Source organism: Sorangium sp. So ce295 (assembly GCF_051527405.1).
Lineage (GTDB): Bacteria > Myxococcota_A > Polyangia > Polyangiales > Polyangiaceae > Sorangium > Sorangium cellulosum_B.
In genome coordinates this window covers 10,803,844-10,824,467 of record NZ_CP150324.1, presented here as the reverse complement: position 1 = coordinate 10,824,467, position 20,624 = coordinate 10,803,844, and the positions used below count along the sequence as shown (strand labels likewise).

At 71.0% G+C, this 20,624-nt stretch carries 15 protein-coding genes; 10 read left to right on the top strand and 5 right to left on the bottom strand.

The window, feature by feature from the left end; genetic code table 11:
- Nucleotides 1–7: 7 nt before the first annotated feature.
- Nucleotides 8–967, bottom strand: a complete 960-nt coding sequence (locus tag WMF11_RS41110; RefSeq protein WP_437974648.1) for an NAD-dependent epimerase/dehydratase family protein — start codon at nucleotides 965–967, stop codon at nucleotides 8–10.
- A gap of 699 nt (nucleotides 968–1,666) precedes the next feature.
- Here WMF11_RS41110 and WMF11_RS41105 point away from each other — a divergent pair.
- Both WMF11_RS41105 and cysK read left to right on the top strand, forming a co-directional pair.
- Nucleotides 1,667–2,737, top strand: coding sequence for a sulfate/molybdate ABC transporter ATP-binding protein (locus WMF11_RS41105; protein WP_437741684.1), 1,071 nt, complete (start codon nucleotides 1,667–1,669; stop codon nucleotides 2,735–2,737).
- A 51-nt stretch (nucleotides 2,738–2,788) separates the two neighbouring features.
- Nucleotides 2,789–3,745 (top strand): cysteine synthase A, encoded by a 957-nt coding sequence (gene cysK, locus WMF11_RS41100; protein WP_437974647.1) that lies wholly within the window; start codon nucleotides 2,789–2,791, stop codon nucleotides 3,743–3,745.
- Nucleotides 3,746–3,830: 85 nt separating this feature from the next.
- Here cysK and WMF11_RS41095 read toward each other — a convergent pair whose 3' ends face one another.
- Nucleotides 3,831–4,364 carry a hypothetical protein gene (locus WMF11_RS41095; RefSeq protein WP_437545320.1) on the bottom strand — a complete coding sequence of 178 codons (534 nt, stop codon included), beginning with the start codon at nucleotides 4,362–4,364 and terminating at the stop codon, nucleotides 3,831–3,833.
- A 91-nt stretch (nucleotides 4,365–4,455) separates the two neighbouring features.
- Here WMF11_RS41095 and WMF11_RS41090 point away from each other — a divergent pair, with 91 nt between their 5' ends.
- The 7 genes from WMF11_RS41090 (at nucleotide 4,456) to WMF11_RS41060 (ending at nucleotide 15,201) form a co-directional block, all read left to right on the top strand.
- Nucleotides 4,456–5,520, top strand: a complete 1,065-nt coding sequence (locus tag WMF11_RS41090) for an AAA family ATPase (protein WP_437904555.1) — start codon at nucleotides 4,456–4,458, stop codon at nucleotides 5,518–5,520.
- A gap of 56 nt (nucleotides 5,521–5,576) precedes the next feature.
- Nucleotides 5,577–7,655, top strand: a complete 2,079-nt coding sequence (locus WMF11_RS41085) for a hypothetical protein (protein ID WP_437974646.1) — start codon at nucleotides 5,577–5,579, stop codon at nucleotides 7,653–7,655.
- Nucleotides 7,652–8,890 carry an ABC transporter ATP-binding protein gene (locus tag WMF11_RS41080; RefSeq protein ID WP_437974645.1) on the top strand — a complete coding sequence of 413 codons (1,239 nt, stop codon included), beginning with the start codon at nucleotides 7,652–7,654 and terminating at the stop codon, nucleotides 8,888–8,890. Before WMF11_RS41085 ends, WMF11_RS41080 begins: the two co-directional genes overlap by 4 nt.
- The gene (locus WMF11_RS41075; RefSeq protein ID WP_437974644.1) at nucleotides 8,887–10,635 is read left to right on the top strand and encodes an ABC transporter permease; all 1,749 of its coding nucleotides are present in this window, start codon (nucleotides 8,887–8,889) and stop codon (nucleotides 10,633–10,635) included. Before WMF11_RS41080 ends, WMF11_RS41075 begins: the two co-directional genes overlap by 4 nt.
- Nucleotides 10,636–10,929: 294 nt before the next feature.
- Complete coding sequence (locus WMF11_RS41070) at nucleotides 10,930–12,123, top strand: serine/threonine-protein kinase (RefSeq protein WP_437974643.1); 1,194 nt, start codon at nucleotides 10,930–10,932, stop codon at nucleotides 12,121–12,123.
- A gap of 842 nt (nucleotides 12,124–12,965) precedes the next feature.
- Nucleotides 12,966–14,201 (top strand): hypothetical protein, encoded by a 1,236-nt coding sequence (locus WMF11_RS41065; RefSeq protein WP_437904551.1) that lies wholly within the window; start codon nucleotides 12,966–12,968, stop codon nucleotides 14,199–14,201.
- A 139-nt stretch (nucleotides 14,202–14,340) separates the two neighbouring features.
- On the top strand, nucleotides 14,341–15,201 hold the full coding sequence (locus WMF11_RS41060; protein WP_437904550.1) for a hypothetical protein: 861 nt from the start codon (nucleotides 14,341–14,343) through the stop codon (nucleotides 15,199–15,201).
- 39 nt (nucleotides 15,202–15,240) lie between these two features.
- Here the strand turns inward: WMF11_RS41060 and WMF11_RS41055 are convergent, their stop codons facing one another.
- Both WMF11_RS41055 and WMF11_RS41050 read right to left on the bottom strand, forming a co-directional pair.
- Complete coding sequence (locus tag WMF11_RS41055; RefSeq protein WP_437974642.1) at nucleotides 15,241–17,100, bottom strand: hypothetical protein; 1,860 nt, start codon at nucleotides 17,098–17,100, stop codon at nucleotides 15,241–15,243.
- Between the two features lie 207 nt (nucleotides 17,101–17,307).
- Nucleotides 17,308–17,820 (bottom strand): hypothetical protein, encoded by a 513-nt coding sequence (locus WMF11_RS41050; RefSeq protein ID WP_437904548.1) that lies wholly within the window; start codon nucleotides 17,818–17,820, stop codon nucleotides 17,308–17,310.
- Between the two features lie 397 nt (nucleotides 17,821–18,217).
- Here WMF11_RS41050 and WMF11_RS41045 point away from each other — a divergent pair, with 397 nt between their 5' ends.
- On the top strand, nucleotides 18,218–19,138 hold the full coding sequence (locus WMF11_RS41045; RefSeq protein ID WP_437974641.1) for a transposase: 921 nt from the start codon (nucleotides 18,218–18,220) through the stop codon (nucleotides 19,136–19,138).
- Nucleotides 19,139–19,322: 184 nt separating this feature from the next.
- Here the strand turns inward: WMF11_RS41045 and WMF11_RS41040 are convergent, their stop codons facing one another.
- Complete coding sequence (locus WMF11_RS41040; protein ID WP_437974640.1) at nucleotides 19,323–20,087, bottom strand: hypothetical protein; 765 nt, start codon at nucleotides 20,085–20,087, stop codon at nucleotides 19,323–19,325.
- Nucleotides 20,088–20,624: the final 537 nt, after the last annotated feature.

Genomic DNA, 20,624 nt, shown 5'->3' with positions numbered 1-20,624 from the left:
GCGCCCGTCACCGGCAGAGCCCGAGCCGCCTCGTTTGCCAGGCGACCTGCGCCGCGAGCCCCTCGCGCAGGGGCACCCGGGGCACGTACCGGAGCGCCGCCTGCGCCGCCGCGGTGTCCGCCCAGGTGCGCCGGACGTCGCCGGGCTGCGGCTCTCCCCGCTCGACGCGCACGGGCCCTGCGAGCTCCCCCAGTAGCCCGAGCGCGTCGTTGAGGCTCACCCGCGAGCCGCCGCCGATGTTGAACACGCCGACCGCGCCGCCCTCCATGGCGTCGACGTTGGCCTGCACCGCGTCGCTCACGTACGTGAAATCGCGCGTCTGCTCGCCGTCGCCGTACACGCGGACCGGCTCGCCCTTCAGCACGGCGGCGATGAACCGGTGAAACGCCATGTCGGGGCGCTGCCTGGGGCCGTACACCGTGAAGTACCGGAGCGAGATCGTGGGCAGGCCGAAGTTGCGCCGGTACAGCTCGCAGAGCTGCTCGGCGGCGAGCTTCGTCACCCCGTAGGGTGAGTGGGGGGCGGTCCGGCTGGATTCGTGCATGGGCACATCCCCCGTGTCGCCGGAGGGGTCGCCGTAGACGGAGGAGGACGAGGCATAGACGAGCTTGCGCACCTGGCCGTGCGCCCTGGCTGCCTCCAGCAGCCGCTGCGTCGCGAGCACGTTGTCGCGCAGGTAGACCTCGAAGCTCTGTCCCCAGCTCGGGCGCACGCCCGCCTGCGCCGCCTGGTGGAAGACGACCTCGCGGCCCGAGAGCAGCGGGCGGAGATCGTCTGTGGCGAGGTCGGCCGTCGAGAGCGAGAAGCGCGGTTCGCCGCGCAGCCGTGCCAGGTTCCCCTCCTTGAGCTCGCGGGCGTAGTAGTCGGTGAAGCGGTCTACCCCGAGCACCTCGTGCCCGAGCTCGATCAACCGCTCCGCCAGGTGGGAGCCGATGAATCCGGCCACCCCCGTCACCAGACAACGCATCCGCCTTCCGTCCTGGTCCTGCCGCGTCGCGGCTTCGCGTCCTCGTCCAGCCGCGCCGCGGGCTCCGGTCCCGGGCCTGCCGCGTCGCGGCGCGGCGATGCTAGCACCTCGGACTGTCCGTTGAGTCGGGCAGCAGCCGCCCGCGCAAAGCTCGCCACGCCGCTGAGCTCGCTCCGGGGTTCGGGAACCGACCGAGGTTGGGGACCGGGTTGCGGACCGACAGCGGACCGACCGAGGTTGGAGACCGGGACCGACCGAGGTTGAGACCGACCGAGGTTGGGGAGCGGAGCGGGGACCGACCGAGGTTGGGACCGTCGTAGGTCGTAGGTTGGGACCGTAGGTTGAGACCGACCGAGGTTGGGGAGCGGGGACCGACCGAGGTTGGACCGTGGCGTGGGGACCGGGACCGAGGTTGAGGACTGACCGAGGTTGGGACCGTGGGGACCGGGACCGAGGTTGAGGACTGACCGACCCGGGAGGGGGACGGCCTGAGCACGGGCTCCGCGCTTCCTGTCCTCTGTCAGTCTTCTTGCAACAGCTCGCCCTCACCCTTTCTTGCAAATACACCCACCTTTCCGATGTGTATTTCTGAATCTGGTTGCGCCTACCCGCTCGGCAGGCGACGCTGGTGCCCGCTCGGGCCCTCGCTTTTTCTGTCCGAGGCGCGATCGAGACGGGTCGGAAGGCTAGCTGTTGCTTATGGGAATTGTTGTCGAGCGGCTCACGAAGCGGTTCGGTCCGAACAAGGTGGTCGATGACGTCTCGTTCGAGATCGAGAGCGGCGCGCTGGTCGCGCTCCTCGGGCCGAGCGGAGGTGGCAAGAGCACCGTCCTGCGCATCATCGCCGGGCTCGAGAGCCCCGACTCCGGCGAGGTCGTCCTGAATGGCAAGAACGCGACCACCACCCGCGTCCAGGACCGGAACATCGGCTTCGTCTTCCAGAACTACGCGCTGTTCAGGCACATGAGCGTGCGCGACAACATCGGCTTCGGCCTCAGCATCCGGAAGCGGCCACGGAAGGAGATCGCGACCACCGTCGACGAGCTCCTCAGCCTCGTGCAGCTCGACGGGCTCGGCGGCAGGTTCCCGCACGAGCTGTCCGGCGGCCAGCGGCAGCGCGTCGCGCTGGCGCGCGCGCTCGCGCCAGGCTCGTCGCTGCTCCTGCTCGACGAGCCGTTCGGGGCGCTCGACGCCAAGGTCCGCCTCGAGCTGCGCGAGTGGATCCGGAGGCTCCACAAGGAGCGAGGGATCACGAGCGTCTTCGTGACCCACGACCAGGAAGAGGCCATGGACCTCGCCGATCGGGTCATCGTGCTGCACAAGGGGCGGGTCGAGCAGATCGGCACCCCGGAGGAGATCTACGACCGGCCGGCGACCGAGTTCGTCGCGAGCTTCGTCGGGTCGATCAACGTGCTCAAGGGGGAGGTGCGCGACGGCCAGGCGGCGCTCGGTACCCTCGCGGTGCACGCTCCCCCCGGGACCGGCGACGGCGCGAGCGTGCACGCCTTCGTGCGTCCGCACGACATCGAGGTCCACACCCGGATCGACTCCTCGAAGACGCCCGCCGCCGACGACGCCAGCGTCGCGCGCGTCGAGCGGCTGTCGCGGGTCGGGTGGATGGTCAAGGCGGAGCTCCGCCTCTCCGACGGCCAGCCGCTCTCCGTCGAGCTGACCAAGGATCGCGTCGCCGAGCTCGGCCTGTCCGAGGGGGACAGGGTGCTGGTAAATCTCCGAGACGCCAAGATCTTCGTGCAAGATTACTCCATCTAGCCCGCTGGCCGGCGCTCCCGTCTGGCCAACGGCCATCACGGGAGGCGGCACGTGGCTTCAATCTTCGACGACATCGCGGCGACGATCGGGCGCACCCCCCTCGTCCGCCTGAGCTCTGCGGGCAAGGGTCTGCGCGCCGAGCTGATCGGCAAGGTCGAGAGCCGGAACCCCGGCGGCAGCGTCAAGGATCGCATCGGCCTCGCGATGGTCGAGGACGCGGAGCGGCAGGGCAAGCTGAAGTCCGGGAGCGTCCTCGTCGAGCCGACGAGCGGCAACACGGGCCTCGCGCTGGCGATGATCGCCGCGGCCAAGGGCTACCGGCTGATCCTCACGATGCCCGAGTCGATGAGCCCGGAGCGGATCGCGCTGCTCAGGGCGTTCGGGGTCGAGGTGCTGCTGACGCCCGGGTCGCTCATGGTGCAGGCCGTCGCGCGGGCGCGGCAGATCGTGGAAGAGACGCCCGGCGCGGTGATGCTCCAGCAGTTCGAGAACCCGGCGAACCCCGCCGCGCACCGCGTGACGACCGCGCGCGAGATCTGGGAGGACACGGACGGGACGGTCGACGTCGTGGTCGCCGGCGTGGGGACCGGCGGGACGATCACTGGCGTGGGCGAGGTGCTCAAGCAGAAGAAGCCGGGCGTGAAGATGATCGCGGTCGAGCCCAAAAACGCGTCCGTGCTGAGCGGTGGCCGCGTGGGCGCGCACCTGATCCAGGGCATCGGCGCGGGCTTCGTCCCGAAGATCCTCCGGCGCGAGCTCATCGACGAGGTGGTGCCCGTGTCCGAGGACGAGTCGTTCGAGGCCGCGCGCCGGCTCGCCAAGACCGAGGGCATCCTCGTCGGCATCTCCGGCGGCGCGGCGATGGCCGCGGCGCTGTCGATCGCGGCGCGCGACGAGATGCAGGGAAAGAGGATCGTGGTGATCCTTCCCGACGGCGGGGAGCGCTACGTCACCTCGCCGCTCTTCAAGGAGCTCGTCGGCTGCGCTCGCGCGGCCGTGCCCCGCTGAACCGCCAGGGAAGGCAGCCGCACATCGGGTCGCCTTCCCTGCAGACGCACTCCGTCTTCCTGGGCGCCTGCGGCGAGCGGCGCGATCACTCGATGCGGACGGCGACGAGGACCTTCATCCACACCCCTTCGGGCGGGATCGTCTTCGTCAGATCGACCTTGCCTTCCCAGTCGACGTGCACCGTGTAATCGCCGCTCTCGTCGTCCTTGTAGAAGAAGGGCCGGATGTCGTCGTGATAGACCCGATCGAGCGGGACGATGCGCTCCCCGGTAGGCATCGGCGCCTTCTTGGCGACGACGGTCGACTTGCCGTCGACGACGGCCGAGGCGGAGACGCTCTTGAGGAAGGTGAGGTCAGGCACGTTGTCGTCGCGTGCTTCCAGCCGGATGTACATGAGCTCGGCCCTGTCGACGGAGTTCGGGTCCTCCGAGACGGAGAGCTCGCTCCATCCGGAGAAGGTCGACTGCGAGGTGGGCTTCACGAGGAACTTGGTCTCCACCTCATGCTCGCCGACGACCGAGGCACAGGCGCTCGCGCCGAGCGACAGCGCCACGGTGAGCGCCGCGCCGCTGCGCGCGGAGAGGCAGAGCGAGGCGAGCCCACGGCGACAGGTCAACATAAGCATCCTCATTCGCAAGACATAGCATGTGGCGAGGTCCGATCGACGCGCGGGGCGCGGCCGGCTATCGTCGTCGGCCGAGGGCGACCAGATGGCGGCGGAATCAGGCGCGGGTATTGACGGCGGGCAGGGCGCGGCCCCTGCGTCCTTCGAGGCGAGGCTCGAGCTCGCCCAGCGGACGAGCGCGCGGCTGCGAGAGGCGATCGGGCAGGCCGTGGTCGGGCAGGACGACGTCATCGAGCAGACGCTCTGGGGGATCCTCGCGGGAGGGCACGTCCTCCTCGAGGGGGCGCCCGGGCTGGGCAAGACGCTCCTCGTCAGGACCATCGCCGGCTGCCTGGATCTCGCGTTCTCGCGCATCCAGTTCACCCCGGATCTCATGCCGAGCGACGTGACGGGCACGAACGTGCTCGTCGCGGCGGCGGACGGCTCGCGCCACTTCTCGCTGCACAAGGGGCCGATCTTCGGGCAGGTGATCCTGGCCGACGAGATCAACCGGGCGACGCCGAAGACGCAGAGCGCGCTGCTCGAGGCCATGCAGGAGCACGCGTGCACCATCGCGGGCACGCGGTACGCGATGGAGGAGCCGTTCTTCGTGCTGGCCACCGAGAACCCGATCGAGATGGAAGGGACCTACCCGCTGCCGGAGGCGCAGCTCGATCGGTTCCTGCTCAAGGTGCTCGTGCCGAGCCCGACCGAGGATGAAATGACCGAGATCATCGCCCGGACCACGGGCCACGATCGCGGGCCGCCGCCGCGGGTGCTCACCCGCGACGACGTGCTCTCGCTGCGATCGCTCTGCCGCGACATCGCGGTCGCCGAGCCGGTCATGCGGTACGCGTCGCGGCTCACCCGCGCGAGCGATCCGGCCGCCGAGGGGGCGCCCGAGATCGTGCGGAGGTCGCTCCGGTTCGGCGCCGGCGTGCGCGGCGCGCAGTCGCTGGTCCTGGCCGCGAAGGCCGTGGCGCTGCTCCAGGGAAGGGCGCACGTCGCCTTCGCCGACGTGCAGCGGGTCGCGAAGCCGGTGCTCCGCCACCGGATGATCCGGTCCTTCGAGGGCGAGGCGGAGGGGATCACGACGGATCAGGTGATCGCGGCGCTCCTCTCCGCGATCGAGGCGCGGCCCGAGCCCGTGGCGCAGGCGATCCGGCGATGAGGCGCGCGGAGGAGCCGCGGGGGCAGGCGATCCGGAGCGGGTCGCCGAGGAGAGGCGTGAAGGGCCTTGCGGCGGCGGCGTCGCTCGCGGCGCTCTTCTCGGCGGGGCCCGCGTCCGGGCAGGCGCCGACGCTGCCGACCGCGACGGCGCTCGTCGTCGACGTGGCGCCCGTGCTCGGGACGAGCGGCGGGGTGCCCTGGGGCTGGAACCAGGTCGTCGTGCGCATCCAGAACAACGGCGGCCGGGCGGCCAGGGGCGAGGTCGAGGTCGAGTCGAAGCGCTACTCCGATGAGCGCGTCTTCGTCGCGTCGGCGCCTTACGCGGTCGGGGCGGGCGCGTCCGTCGACGTGCGCGTTCCGGTGCACGTGTCCCCTTTCGGTGACGTGCAGGTGCGGGCGCTCGATGAGGGCGGAGCGCAGGTGTCGTCGCAGGGGCTCTCGTCGACCTCGCAACACGCGGTGGTGCTCTTCGACGTCAGCGAGAGGTCGCTGCTCCGCGGGGGCCTCCACGACGCGCCGATCGCGCCGCTGTACATATCGACCAGCCGCGCGCCCGGGGGGACGCCGAGCCCTGTCCTCTGGGTCGGGCAGCCTCGCTTCGACAGCGCGACCGGCGACCCGCTGCTGCCCGACCGGGCGGCCCTGTACAACGCGGCGGACGCCGTGCTCATGCGCACCGACACGCTGTCCAGGCTGAGCGGCTCCGAGCTCGAGGCGCTCGCCGGCTTCGTCCTCTCCGGCGGCACGCTGGCGCTGTCCGTCGCCCGCCCCGAGGATCTGCGGCACCCGACGCTCGCGGCGTTCGTCGGCGGTGAGGTCGCGAAGGCGGCCATCGCGCCGCCCACCCTCGCGGAGATCGCGCCGCCCGGCGGCTCCAGCGGCTTTGGCAAGCAGGGCAACGTGCTCCTGCCCGCGCCGAGCGCGACCCCCGCGGTGGCCGAGTCGCTCTGCGGCTGGTCGGGCGGCAACCTGCGCGGGAGCGCGTATGGCAGCTCGGCGTTCTACGGCCTCGGCGAGGTGCACCTGCTCGCGTTCGACCCCACGCGCTCGCCCGCGGCCAGCGACCCGTGGGTGAAGATACGGGTGGCCGATCTCGCTCGCCGAGCCTACGACCGTCGCTCCACCGTGGCCTTCCGCCCGGGGGAGGATGCGATGGGCGTCGACCTCGAGCCGGTGCGGCGGGAGCTCGATCCGAACGAGAGCTCCCGCTGGGCGATCGGGGTCTCCGCGCTGCTGCTCTGCATTTACGCGGTGCTCGCCGGTCCGATCAATTTCTCGCGCGCCGCGCGGCAGGGGAGGCCGCTCCGCGCGCTGTGGTACCTGCCGGTGGCCGCGGCGGTCACGTTCGCGGTGATCGTCGGCGTGGGCCTGCTCGCGAAGGGGGTGCGCGGCCGGGCGCGCCACCTCACGCTGATCGAGGCGGGGGCCGGCATGACGAAGGGGGCGGTGCGCCGGTTCCGGGGCTTCTTCGTCGCTAGCGCGGAGGAGCTCACGGTCCGCACGACCGACGCGAGCGGCGTGATCAGCACGGCGGTGGTCGCCGAGCTCTCGGAGCGGCGCGACCGGTTGCTCGTGGATCGCGACGGGGCCCGGCTGACGAAGGTCGCGGCGCTCCCCTGGCAGACGGTGATCGTGCGTGAGGACGGGGCCGCGTCGCTCGGCGACGGCATCGCGATCGTCGCCGATCCGAGCGGCGATGTCGTCGTGAGCAACAGGAGCGGCCGCGACCTCCGGGCCGGCGTCCTGTGGCTACCCGAGGGCGCGGCCCGCTACTTCGCCCGCATCGGCGACGGGGAGAGGGTCTCGTCGCGCGCGGGGGTCGATCTCGCGGCGCGGAGCGAGGGGCAGGGCTGGCTCTCGCACGCGGGCTTCGGGCGGCGGGTCGGCGGCATGGACGTCCACGACCTCGGCGGGAGGCTGCTGGCTCCGCTCCTCGATCCCGACGCGCCGGGGCTAGGCGCTGCGTGGCTGGCCATCGAGGTGGCGGCCGGTGGATCGGTCGACTGGTTCCCGGCCGGCGTGCCCGTGCTGTTCGGCCAGCTCGACGGCGGCGAGGGGCGCGCGAGCGACTCCGGGTTGCGGATCGACAGCGACCGCGTGCTCGTGCGGGTCCTGGGCTACGGAGGCCGGCCGTGAGCGCGGCGCTCGGCGGCGCTCTGCCCTCCGGGGCGCAGATCGAGCGGCCTCGGCCGACGATCCGCGTCCGGCACCTCTCGCACCGCTTCGGCGCGCTCGACGTGCTGAAGGACGTCACCTTCGACGTGGGCCCCGGCGAGATCTTCGGCTTCATCGGGCCGAACGGCGCGGGCAAGACGACGACGATCCGGGTCATGGCGACCTTGCTCGAGCCCATGGCAGGGCGGGTCGAGATCGACGGCGTCGACGTGACGATCGACCCCGCGGCTGTCCGCCGCAGCATCGGGTACATGCCGGATCACGCCGGCGTCTACGACAGGATCACGGTGCGCGAGTACCTCGAGTTCTTCGCGGACGCCTTCAGGGTTCCGTCGCTCGACGTGGTCGACGCCGTCCTGGAGCTGACCGACCTCGGCAAGATCCAGGACCGGATCGTCGCCACGATGTCGAAGGGGATGAAGCAGCGCCTCCAGCTCGGGAGGATCCTGCTGCACGATCCGAAGGTCCTTATCCTGGATGAGCCGGCGAGCGATCTCGATCCGCGCGCGCGCATCGAGATCCGCGATCTCTTGCTCGAGCTCCGGAGCCTGGGGAAGACGATCTTCCTCTCGTCGCACATCCTCACGGAGCTCTCCGACGTGTGCACGTCGATCGGCATCCTCGAGAAGGGCCGCCTCGTCGTCGCCGGGCCGATCGGGGAGATCTCCGCGCGCCTCGAGGCGGTGCGCGCGGCGCAGGCGCACGGGCACGCGCCGCCTCGCCACGGCGCCGCGCCGGGCGCGTACGGGCCGCAGGCGCACGGGCACGCGCCGCCGCGGCACGGACTCGAGGCGGCCACGCCCGACGGCGCGCCGGTGGATCCGGCCGCCGTCGATCGCGCGCAGGCCGGCGGTCCGCCGCCCGGATACGGCCCGCACCCGCCGCACGCCGCTGCGCCGGCGAGCGCGGGGCAGGCGGCCTATCCGGCGCTCTCGCAGATCTCCCGGCGCAGGGTCAAGGTGCGGGTCCTCGGCGATCCCGAGGCAGCGGCCTTGCTGGTCAGGGGCGGGCCCGGGATCACCGACGTCGACATCGTCGCCGGAGCCGTGCACGTCGGTTACGTCGGCACCGACGTGAAGATCGCCGAGATCGTCCAGCACCTCGTGCGCAGCGGCGTCGGCGTGATCGGCGTCGAGCCGGAGCGCAACGAGCTCGAGAGGATCTTCCTGGAGGTCACGCAAGGAGAGGTGCAGTGAGCGTGCAGACTGGCACATTGCCGCCCGCCGGTCCGGCGTCGCAGCGGCTCGTCGATCGGGCGCGGCATCGCGTGGGGCGCATCCTGGGCGAGCCGAACCCGATCTGGATCCGCGAGCTCAAGCAGGCGGCGCGCCTCGCCCGCACGCCGATCATCCTGCTGGTGCTGGCCGTGCTGATGGCGCTGCTCGTGGCGACCATCGGCGGCATCGCGGCGAAGGAAATCGCGCCTGCGAAGACGGGCGTGATCCTGTTCCAGGTCTTCTTCTCGCTCGCGTACTTCGTCGTGGCGCTGGTCGGGCCGGCGGTCGCCGCGAACAGCATCGCCTCGGAGCGCGAGGGGCGCACCTGGGAGGCGGTGCTCCTGACGGGCATCCCGCCCGGCGAGATCGCGCGAGGCAAGTTCCTCGCCGCTTACACGGCGATCTCGATGTACGTGGTGATGCTCGCGCCGGTCGGGGCGCTGCCGTTCCTGTTCGGCGGGATCACCGCGATGGAGGTGGTGATCGCCTTCCTGTTCCTCTTCTTGATCGCGCTGCTCAGCGTGGCCTTCGGCCTGGCGATCAGCTCGAAGATGGGGAGCCTGCGCGCGGCGATCCTCGTCACGCTGCTGCTCGCGTTCCCGCTGTCGATCGGCCTGTTCTCGGCGGGCGGCTCGGGGCTCTCGTACGTGGCTCACCTGGCCTGGCCGGAGGTCCCCGAGGGGCTGCCCATCTGGCTCCCGATCGCCTACCAGCGCGCGCCGCTCGGCCTCGATTACGTGCTCTTCCTGATCCTCCTTCCGATCGCGGCGGTCGGCATGCCCGCGTGGTTCCTGTACCAGGTGACCGTCGCGAACCTCACGAGCGAGAGCGACGATCGCTCCTCCGGGCTGAAGACGTGGTTCGCGGTCTGCGCCCCCGTGACGACCGCCGCCGTCGCGGTGCCGGCGTTCGCGGTGGACGCCTCCGATCGCCTGCCCGCGATCGTCGCGGGCGTGTGCGTGGCGCTCTCGTTTCTGATCTTCTGCGTGTTCCTCTTTGCCGGAGAGCCGATCGGCCCATCGCGCCGCGTCGAGGTGCACTGGGCTCGGAGCCGCGCCAGCCGGCTGCGTCGCTTCTTCGGCCCCGGCGTGATGCGCTCGGCGTACCTCCTCCTCGCGGTGGGGGTCCCCGCCATCACCGCGCTCTGGGTCGTCGGGCACCGGCTGAGCCTCGGCGTGCCCGTCCCGACGCCGGAGATCCAGGCGCAGCAGGTCCAGCACGTCGCCGTCTACGCGCTCGCCGTCTACGTGTTCGTCGTCGGGCTCGGCGCGTTCCTTCGCGCGCGGATCGCCTCGCCCCTGGTCACGCGGGCGCTTCTCCTGACGCTGCTCTTCACGATCGCGGTCGGCCCATGGATCGTCGCCGCCATCGCCGGCCTCGTCGCGGAGCTCGACACGAGCGAGAGCGCTCTCCTCGTCGCGGCCCCGTCGCCGTTCTATGCGTTCGTGATGCTCTCCAAGGCCGATCAGGGCGACGCGGGGTCTGTCATGGCCGCCGGGTACACGGCCGCAGCTGGCTGGGTCGCCGTCGGGCTCGGCCTGCTCTCCGCGGCCCGCGCGCGCTGCGCTGCCGTCGTCGCGCAACGCGAGGCGGCCTTCGCCGAGACGGACGCGCTCCTCGCCCGGGAAGACGAGGCGGCGCTCGCGGCGGAGCAGGCAGCGCCGCCGCACGCGGCCACGCCCGAGCACGCGGAGCCAGGGAGCGCCGCGGGCACCGCCGCCTGATCAAGGGGCGTGACCGCGGCGCGCTCCGAAATCGTACGTGCGCGTCTCTTTGCGTGGAAATTTGGAGCGCGTCCGGGGAATGCAGCAGGATGCGCTGCGCGCGGATCTGTCGAAATCTTGGGCGTGCTGTGGCGAGCGTGTGAGAAGAGCGCTCGCGCGCTCGAGGTCCGGGAGCGAGAGGGGATCTCGATTCCTCGCGTCGTGTGACGACGGCGGCACCACCTCGACCCGCAGAGGATGGCCTTGCCTTCGCACGAAGACTGCCGATGCGCGGCGCCTGAGCTGAGCGATACCTTGCTGGATGGAACGCCGTACCGGCCCGTGCGCCGGCTCGGGCGAGGGGGGATGGGCGAGGTGATCGAGGCGGCGCACGTGGGCCTCGACAAGCCGGTGGTGGTGAAGCTCTTGCACCGCGACCTGAACCGCGAGCCGCGGCTCGTGGAGCGGATGCGCGTCGAGGCGCAGTCGCTGGCGCGGCTCGCCCACCCGAACCTGGTGACCGTCACCGATTTCGGGCGGACCGCCGAGGGGAGGACGTTCCTCGTCATGGAGCGGCTCTGCGGCCGGACGATGCGCGAGGAGCTCGCGGCGCGCGGCGCGCTGCCTGCGATGGAGGCGCTCGATCTCGTGACGCAGACGCTGGCGGGCCTCGCCGCGGCGCACGGCGCGGGCATCGTTCACCGCGACGTGAAGCTCGAGAACCTCTTCGTGTGCGACGCGGATGCGCAGGGGCGGCGCGTGGTGAAGGTGCTCGACTTCGGCATCGCCAAGGTGGTCGCTCCGCGCGGCGATGGGCGCGCGCCGGCGCCGTCGCTCTATCAGACGGAGGAGGGGGTGCTCGTCGGTACGCCGCGCTATCTCTCGCCCGAGCAGGCTTGCGGGCTCGCCGTCGACGCGCGCACCGACGTGTATGCGGCCGGCGTGGTGCTCTACACGCTGGTCGCCGGTCGCGATCCGTTCGAGCATGTGAGCCGCGTCCACGAGCTCGTGCGCGCCCATGCGAGCGAGGTCCCCGCGCCGCCGTCGAGCCACGCGCCACGACCGGTGCCGCCGGAGCTCGACCGCGCGATCATGAGGGCGCTGGAGAAGAGCCCGGAGCTCCGTTTCCCTGACGCAGCGGCGTTCGCGGCGGAGCTGTCGCGCATCGCCGCAGGGCTTTCGGGAGGGGTGGATGGTGGGTCGGCCATACCGTCCGGGTCGTACTGGCAGCGCACGGCGCCGCTGACGTTGCCGCCGGTCCGGGCGCCGGCGCTCCCACCGACGTTGAGCGCGACCGTGAAGGCGTTCGGCCTCACGGCGCCGTATATGGCAGCGCGGCCCGCCCCAGGGGCTGCGCTGCAGAGGGCCTCGGAGGCGCACAGAGGCAGGCCGCGGCGCGCGCGACGGCCCGCGCGCGCTCAGGCCAGCTGGGCGGCCATGGGATTGCTGGTGGTGAGCGTGGTGCTCTTCGGCTTCACCCTGGCGCTGCTGGTGAGCCTCGTAAGCTGACAGGCGGGTACGGCGTCGTCGCCGCGGATGCTGCCAGGAACGTCACCCGGTGTGACGAACCCGCTACGATGCGGGCTGCAGAATGGGAGCGCCGGCGCTGAGAGGGGCAACCTGGGTCGGAAGGGTCAACCTCGGAGGGGTCAACCTGGTCAACCTCAGGCGCGGTAGAGGTCAACCTGGGTGCGGGCCACGAGGCAAGGCAGCTCAACCTGGGTGCGGGCCAGAAGGTGCGGACCGTCGACCGTCGTAGACCGTGGATGCTGGATGGGTGCATAAAATCGATGTCGTGGCACGCGGGAATTTGGGCAGCGCAGTATTGGGCAACACGCGCGTGGTTCGGTGAGGAAGCAAGAAGGTGGCCAGGGGCAACTTTGCGCGCCGTCGACCCGCGGAGCCGCGCCTTGCGCGACGTCATGGTCCGCGACACCGGCGCCTTCGGGCATCGGGAGCCGCCGCCGTCACGTCCGTGACGGCGGCGGCTCCCGATGCCCGCGCCCTGCCATGGAGCGGCCTTGGCATCGCTCCGGAGGGGGTGGTGACGCTTGGGTGCGTGGTGGTGGCGGCCGGGTGGAGTATCTTCGGGTCCATGCCGTGGCCCTGTCCCCGAGCGAGCTCCGAGGTACCGTGCGCAGACCAGCGCATGTTCGACGCTGGCCTCCGCCGCCCCCGGGCTCGTCGGAGCGCTGCCGCGGCGCCCGCCACGCCGTCTGCGGTGCAGCGGTCGAGGCAGATCACCTCGGGAGCGCGCCCATGACAGCGCGGCGTCTTGTACCGGGGGCTCGATGCGCTGCTGCTCACGTGGGGCAGCAGCGCGCCTTTTGCGCGTGGCGAGAGGGGCAGGCATGACCAACAGGAACGCGAACAAGAGCTCGCCAGGGCAGCCGGCGGCTCAGGGCGCTGCGGGCGACGCCGCGCCGCAGCAACCGACGCTGCCGCAGCAGCCGCCGCGCGGGTACGACACGCCGAATTTTGCATCGCAAGAGCACCCCTCACCGGCGCAACAGCGAGCGCTTACGCAGGAGCCGCGCCGCAGACCTGAAGAAGGGAACACCGGCCCCGCAGCGCCGCCCGCGGAGCGGATGGTGCAGTGGGGCGAGCCCAGGCCGCGGCGCCGCCAGGATCGCGAGGCGGGGCCGAGCGACAAGCAGGTGTACGTTCCTCCGGTCACGCTGCCTCCGAACCGAGAGCACCAGGCGATAGATCAGCAGAAGATCCAGGTAGCGCCGTCGCTGTTGAAGGGCGTCGACGAACGGAACCGGCCGACGATGCGCAGGATCCCTGTGCAGGGGTTGCCGGGCCCCCCGACCGGTGCTCCCGATGGGCAGGGCGGCGCGCGTCCCGGTGGCGTCCGCACGGCCCGCGTCGGTGTGGGCAGCGGCGTCTGGCCGCCGCCCGAAGACGAGTCGTCCGGCTCGCGCGGGCAGTCGTCCCGGAAGCAGCGGCCGATTGCCGCGGCCGCTCCCCCGCCAGCAGCCGGCGCGCCTCGAGCGGGGCTGCAGCCAACCGCGGCGCGGTCCGATGACACCGCGGTGACCGCAGCGGCCGCCGCGGCGGTGCTCGCGGCGCGCCGCCGCCGGGCCCCGCTGGCGCTCTTCGCGTTGCTCGTGTTCCTGGGGAGCGCGACGGTCGCAGGCTTCTGGGTGCTGTGGCGCGCCGCCAATCCGACGAGCGAGCAGGATCCGGCGCTGGCCGAGGGCGGCCGCGCTCCCACGCCCGATCCCGCTGGGCTCGCGACGCCCACCCCGAGCGCGCAGCCCGAACCTCCGCCCCCGGTGGCGATCGAGCCGCCGCCCACCGCAGAGCGACTCGTTCCCGCCGCGCCCGAGCTTCCGACAGCGTCGCCCACGGCGGAGCCGAGCTCGCCGCCCGCTCACTCCGCGGCCACGGTCGCCGCCCGTCCGTCATCACCGCGCCCTGCTGTGCAGGTGCGGCGCCCGGTCAAGCCTTCGACGGCGGTGGACGACTTCTACGACTCGGCTGTGAGCCCTCCGATCCCACCCTCGGTCCCGCCGTCCGCGCCCTCTGCGTCGCCCACAACGCCCCCGGGGACGACCGCTCCCCCGCGTCCGTTCCCCTGAGGCGTCGCCTCTCCGGATTGCATTCCTCCCGCCAGCCACCATGCGAAAGCCATTCTTGAAATACCTGTCTCTACTCCTCCCGTGCGCGGCGGTTCTTCTGGGGCCGAGCGTCGCGAGCGCGACCGGCGAGGCTCGGCTGATGCCGAACTCTCCGACCGACGCCCCGGCTGCGACGTCGCGCGCGGGCGAGCGCGCCGCGCAGCTCTACCGGGAGGGGAACAGGTTCTACGATGAAGCGCGATTCGCCGAGGCCGAGGCGCGTTATCAGGCGGCGTGGGATCTCCAGCAGAGCTTTGACGTGGCCGGCAACCTCGGGAACGTCGAGCTGGAGGTGAACCAGCCCCGCGAGGCGGCCGAGCACCTCCTGTACGCGCTCAATATCTTTCCGCTCGGCGAGAAGGCAGAGAAGAAGAGCTTCCTGCAGAAGCGCCTCGCCGTCGCCAGATCGCAGGTCGGCGCGCTTCGCATCAGCGTGAACGTCGACAATGCCGAGGTGCTCGTCGACGGCAAGGTCGTCGGGCATTCGCCCCTCGACACCCAGGTGTTCGTCGATCCCGGCAAGCGCAGGATCGAGGCACGCCGCGCTGGCGCCAGGACGTCGACGTCGCTGCTCGTGGCGAGGGGCTCGGACCAGAGCATCGCTCTCAGCCTGGATTCGGGCCCGAACATTCCGCTGGTGGTCGCGGGCGGGGCCGTCGGGCTGCTCGGGCTCGCGTCGGGCGTGACCTTCGCGATCCTCTCCACGGCAAAGGGCGAGTCCGCAGCGACGGAGCCGTTCGGCAGCGAGAGGCGCACCGACCTGCGCGACGCCCAGACCACGCTCGCCAACGTCTCGTTCTGGAGCTTCCTCGGCGGCGGCGTGGTGCTCGCGGGGACGGCCTTGTACGCGTTCTCCACGTCGAGCCGCACGCCGGTCACGAAGGCCGGGCTCCCCCGGCTGTATGCTGCGCCCTTCGTGAGCGCGGAGGCGAACGGCCTGCTGCTGGGTGCGAGCTTCTAGGCCGGTGGGCGCTGCGCGCTCCACGTCTCGTCCCCGGGCTCAGCGCGGCTGGAAGTAACGGCCTACCTGCTCGCGGTACTCCTCGGGGACATCGCTGCGCTCGACACCGCCGACCTCCTGGGGACCCACGACACCGAGCGCGCTCTCGCCGCGCACGTTGGCGGTGTCTCCGGCGCGCCCGGCTGCTCGGCCCGTCACGATGCCCGGCATCGGCCTACCCGGGTTGAGCCTCGCGCTGGCCTGTGAGCGCAGCTCACCCCCGGCGATCGCGCCGGTCTGCCCTTCGTGGCTGCCCGAGCCGCCGCCCTCCGAGTGACCTGGCTGCGCCGACCCCTGCTTGCCAGTCCCGCCCCCGGACGAGCCCTGCTGCCCGCCCTGTCCGCGCTCCTGGCCGCCCAACCCCGGTTGGCCTGACCCGCCTGCGATCGGCACCGGGAGCGGCGTCCCCCCGAGCTGCCCCTCGGCCTCGCCCGCCCCGCGCTGTGCATCGTCGAGCGCTCGTTGGCGCTTCGATTCCTCGCTGCTCGGGCTCCCCTCCTGGGCCATCTGGCGCAGCTGTTCCTCGAGCTGCTGCTGTCCGTCCGGCGTCTCGATCTGCCGTGCGAGCTCGCGCATCTGCTCCTTCGACATGGGCTCTCCGAGCGCGCTCTCGGGGGACTGCGCCATCCGCTGCTTCAAGCGATCGGCGAGCCGCTTGCGCTCCTCGGGGCTCAATTTTTCGAGCGCCTTCTCGAGGCTGCCAGCAAGCCGCCGTGCGTCGCGGTCGCTGCCGGTCCGGGCGAGCTCGCGGAGCGCGTCGCGCCCCTCGTCGTCGAGCCCGTCGCCGAGCGCCTCCGCCAGCTCCCTCAACGCGTCGGCCTGCTTGCCGCGCTGATCCAGCAGCTTGCGCTGTTCCTCGAGCGCCTTCGCCACGCCGGGGGCGCCGGCCTTCTTGGCGGCTTCGGCGGCCTCCTCGAGCGCCTTCCTGGCCCGTTCGCGGTCATCCCGTTCGAGCTTGTTCGCGAGCCGCGCCATCTCCTCGTCGAACGCCACGAGGTCGCGATCGCCGAGCGCCTTCGCAGCCCGCTTCAGCTGGGGGTCTTCTCCGAGCTTGCCGAGCGCCGACTCCATCCCATGACGCTGCTCGCCCTCGCCGAGCGATAGCCGCTCGGCCGTGATCGCGTCGCGGAGCCTGCCGAGCTCGGCCTGCGCTTCGCGGCGCTCGACGCCGCTCTTCAGCTTTTCGCGGAGCCTCTTCGCGTCGTCCGAGAGCTTTTTCAGCCGATCGTGTTGCTCTGCGTCCCGAGCGTCGATCTCGGAAAGCTGGACCACCCGCCCGAGGCCGGCGATCTCGGCGAGGCGCACGTGTTCGGCCCCGGGTGGGGGCGCTGCTGCCGCGGGCGCTGGTGGCAGGGGAAGCCAGCTGAGATAGCCAATGGCCGCTGCCGCGAGGGGCGCTCCGGCATGCCAGCGTCGCCACAAAGGCGTGCGGACCTGCCGGGCGGTTGCGGCATCGAGGGCCGCGGTCGCATGGGCGAACACCACCTCGCGGGCCGCGGATGCGATGGCACGGGGCGCGCCGTCCACCGCGTCCTCGGCTGTTGCGAGCTCAACGGCCGTGGAGACCGACTCGGCGGAGCCGAGCTTGCCGTCGAGAAACAACGCGACGTTCGGGTCATTCCACCGGCGCCGGCGCGCCACCGCTGCGCCGGCCACGGCGCCGAGCAGGCCGCCCGCGGCCATCCAGGGGCGCAGCGCGCCTTGCCGCATCTGCCAGGCGACCGCCGCGCCTACCGCGCCGAGCATCATCCCAGCGGCGGCGCCGGTGAGGACCAGATCGAGCGCGAGCCGCCGCCGGACGCGGTGAGACCACCGAGCGAACGCGGCGCTGAACCTCCGCCGGGGAGACGCATCGACCATGGATCGAGGTGTACCTGCGGGCCGGCGCGCCGGCCAGAGCTGCTTCGGGGCGCTCCTCCAAGCCTCATTGCGGCACGCCGTGCCCGACGTCGCGCCCGGTGCGAGCGCCTCGCGCTCTGTGGGGACGCCCTGTGGAGCGGCGTCGGTCATTTTGCGCCACGACGCGCCGCGGAGGAGCTGTCCTCGGACATATCGCGCCCCGCCCCCTCAGGGGACGAAGCACCATTTCAAGTGGAATGACGCGAACTCGAGGCGCGCTGGGACAACGTCCTGGGCAGCGCCGAGCAAGTTCAGGCCACAGTCAGCGAAAGAGAACCTGCATTCGTGCGAGTCCTCGGACGATGTCCGGAGCGTCGCGTGGCAAGAGCCATAGAAAAGCGCATCGTCGACGTACATTCGCATGTTCACGACAGCAGCGTCGCCGCCCTTGCGCTTGCTGCCGAGCAGATGGAGATCGAGGTAGTAGAAGCCCCTCCTGTCCTTCGAGTGATCCACCAGCTCCAGATTGGTTTCGCCATTGAGGCGGGAGCAGTCAACGTCCCAGCTGTCGTCGAATCCGGCGACAGGCAGCTTGCCGCTATCCCCCGTGTCAAGCACCAAGCTCTCCCCGTTCACGGTCATGACCGCCACGCCGTACGCTTCAGGAATTTCCGGGCTAGTAGAGCACCCGAACGGCGAGAGCGACAGCACGAGGCCTTGGGCGAGGAGGGGTCGGTGCATGGGAGTTCTCCAGCAGCATGGCGGGCGAGAGCATCGCACGAGGTCGACAACCATGAACGCGCGCAATGTGGTTGATCCATGCGCCGTGCCAGATGTCAACCGGAAACGGAGGCCCCTGTTGGGCCCGTGCCGGGCTGACTGCGGGGCTGACCGATGCGGGGCTGACCGACGTTGCCGTTGACTGTCGACCTGAGCGACGTTGCCGGTCTGCCGGCCCGGCGTGTCTGACCGACGTTGCCTTGGTGGTGAGACCCGATACGTGTTGTCTACGAGGCGGTCCCAGGCAAAGGCCATGGCGGGCGCCGGCGGAAAACAGGATCCGCCAGGAACTCGAAGATTCAAGTATGCGAAATCATTGGCTACAAGCCCCGGCACGCGTTTGGCATAGTCGGCAGCCATGAGCCAGCCTCGCGCTATCGTTGCAGGCGCCACCTATCTCCTCACGCGACGCGCGTTGCGGCGACACCTCCTCTTCCGACCGGACGCCGCGATTACTCAGCTGATCACCTATGCACTCGCGGTTTCGGCCAGGCGCTACGGCGTTCGCCTGCATGCGTTGTGCGCCATGTCCACGCACCTGCACGTCGTCGTCACTGACGTCGAAGGCGTGCTTCCGCGATTCCTGCAGCTGTTTCATCGCCTCGTGGCGCTGGGGACCAAGGTGCTCCGAACCTGGGAGGGGCCGGTCTGGGGCCACGAAGCGACCAGCGTTGTTCGCCTCTTGACGCGGACGGCTGTGGTGGAGAAGATTTCATATTCACTGGCGAACCCGGTGGAGGCGGGGCTGGTGCGACGTGCGAAGGAATGGCCGGGAGCGAAGGTGCTCGTCAACGAAATCGGCCGCGGCGAGCTGCGGGCGAGGCGTCCTGACGTCTACTTTGCTTCGAGCAATCCCGCATGGCCCGAGGACGCCGCCATTGCGATCTCGCTTCCGCCAGCTGTGGCGGATGATGACGCGGACGCCTTCCGGAGCGAGGTGGCGGCGGAGCTGGAGCGGAAGGAAGCCGAGGCGCACGCCGCGATGCATCGAACTGGCCGCGGTTTCCTCGGCCCCGAGCGCGCATGCGCGGTGTCGCCCGACGCTCGCGCGACGAGCGTCGAGGCGCCCCGCGGCCTCAATCCAACGTTTGCGGCGGGGAGGGGACATGCAGACGCACGAAGGACCGCGGTTGCCGCTGTCCGGGCGTTTCGCGCAGCGTACCGCGAGGCGCTTCAACGATGGCGTGCAGGGCTGCGCAGCGCGGTGTTTCCGGCAGAGACGTGGTGGATGCGCGTATTCCATGGGGTGGCCGTGAACGATGATCCGCTCGTGTCGTAAAAGGAACGGTCGAAATGCCGACGCGCCACCTGGGCTGCTCGACGAGGGCGAGTAAGCGGCAGACGCCCTCCGTTCGCGCGCATGAACGCGTACCTCGTTTTCGTGTGAAGCTACACGTCAAGGGCGCCGGGATTGCGTGAGCCGGCCTGGTGGTCGAGGAAGCGCGGGCGGTCCGTGCGCGTCGCTACAACGGTAGGGGAAGCTCGATATACGGCTCCGTGATGCGGCCGACGACGATATCGCGCACCTGCGTCCCATAGTAGGTCGATCCCGATTGCGTGCTCCAGGCGTGTCCCACGATCGTCCCGTTGCTGTTGGCATAGAGGCGCATGACACCCCTGCCAACACCCGCGTGCCAGGAGCCGTCCGCGTTGCGCCGGGTGTCGGTTGTCCCGTGGCCCGTGGTGCTCGAGTCGAGGACGAGGAGCGAGTACTGTATCGTCCCCGTGACGAACGGATAGGTCGCCACGCGTGGCACTGCAGCGCCTGCCGCGATGGCGACGTGCCCGCTCGCCGTGCTCCCCGCCGGATACTCGATCGCGACGATATCGCCGGCCTCGATCTCGCTCACCGTCACGATCTGCTCGAACCCGACCTCCTCGATGATCCTGTCGTGGTACAGCGAGGCGTTCGGGCTCATGCTGCCGAACCATGTGTTGATGTCGTAGACGGACAGCTGATACGCCTGCTTGAGGACGTTCGTGACGAACGACGCGCACAGGCTGCGGCTCCGATAATCGGGGGCTCCTCCGACGCCGGCCCAATAAACATAGGTCGTGCCGCTTCCATATTCGTTGTTCACCGGTGCGATGTGGGTTACGAGTGTGTCGGCCCAGTACAAATGGCCCGGCTCTCCGGCCGTCTGGCCCTCTGCCGGGCGCGGCGCGAGCAGGCTCACCCCGGCCAGAACGACGCCCGGGAGCGCGCGAACAGCGGCTCTCGAGCTCATGCGCTTCAATGCATTCATGATTTCCTCCCGTGTGGAATCGATGGCCCCGCGTAGGCTGGTCACACCGGTGTCGGCCTCGTCGCGGGCATCGCCGCGGAGCGCCGGCAAAGCGAAGTTGCGCACCAAGCCACCGAACATACGCCGAACGAACGATCTCTTCAATCACCGGCACGAAGGCGGCACACGGGCCGTGCGCGGTCCTGCGCGGATAGTGTTCCCCTCATTTCCACAGGCTGTCTCCTCGCGGCGACCTCCGTGCACGTCTTCGTAGATCCGCGCGTCGATGCCCACCGCAGGGGCGGCGTGGCGGTGGCGCGGGGATCACGGCCGGTACGGAGAGGGCGCGGCCGGCCGTCGCGACCGACGACGACGGCCGACACGACCGACGTTGCCCCCCGGCGGCCGACGCGACCGACGTTGCCCCCGGCGGCCGAAGCGACCGACGTTGCGTCCGACGACGCGACCGACGTTGCGCCCCACGGCGCCCCACGTCGACTGGAGGGCGGCGATGTCGTACGGATCGGCCGATCCCGGGCG